Annotated in this window: 1 protein-coding gene; it reads left to right on the top strand. The window is 58.7% G+C overall.

Going from position 1 to position 779, the window contains the following annotated elements; all coding sequences use genetic code 11:
* Positions 1–30: 30 nt before the first annotated feature.
* The coding region (locus NKH90_RS34650) for an NAD(P)/FAD-dependent oxidoreductase (protein WP_352823824.1) at positions 31–779 on the top strand (749 nt) is incomplete at its 3' end.

Raw genomic sequence — 779 nt, 5'->3', positions numbered from 1 at the left:
GTCAGAGTCGCCAGGCGCTGAGGAAGGTTTATGGAAACAGTCGTTATCATCGGAGGAGGACTAGCAGGGCATCGTGCTGCCACCACGCTCGCCGAGCTGTGTCCTGAGCAGCGCACGGTCCTGATTCATAGCGAAAGCGGGACACCCTATGACAGGCCGCCGCTATCCAAGGACTTTCTTTTGGGGGCCAAGAGGCCGACCCTGAAAGGGTCTGAGCTGTATGCGGACCGCGTCGTTTTGCGGGACGGGACGAAGGCCACCCTGATCGACCCTGTTCGACGCATCGTCCATACTGATATCGGCAAACCGGAACACTACGACAAGCTGTTGATCGCAACGGGATCTCGAGCACGGCTCTTCGAGAATTCCGGTGTGGACCCGGCACAAATTCATTATTTGCGCACTGAAGCAGACGCTTTGCGATTGCGCGCGGCTCTTGCGCCTGGCCGGCGGCTGGCAGTTGTAGGCGGGGGTTTTATAGGGCTGGAGGTATCGGGGATGGCTCGCCGCTTGGGCTGTCAAACAACGGTCATTGAGCTAGCGCCGCGACTGCTGCCGCGTAGCGCCTCCCTCTCTTTGTCAGAATGGATCGCGACACGTCACGCGAGCGAAGGTGGTGAGTTCCGTTTGAACTGTGCGAATCTGCGTATGTCGAATAATTCAAAGGGCGAGGTCGTTCTGACTTGGAATGGAGGGTCGATCGTTGCTGACGTGGTGCTTATTGGCATCGGGATTGGGCCTAATGCGCAAATCGCCGCTGACGCCGGCATCGACACCGC

Origin of the sequence: Mesorhizobium sp. M0898, assembly GCF_040319695.1 — a bacterium.
Lineage (GTDB): Bacteria > Pseudomonadota > Alphaproteobacteria > Rhizobiales > Rhizobiaceae > Mesorhizobium.
This window is presented reverse-complemented; position numbering and strand designations above follow the sequence as displayed.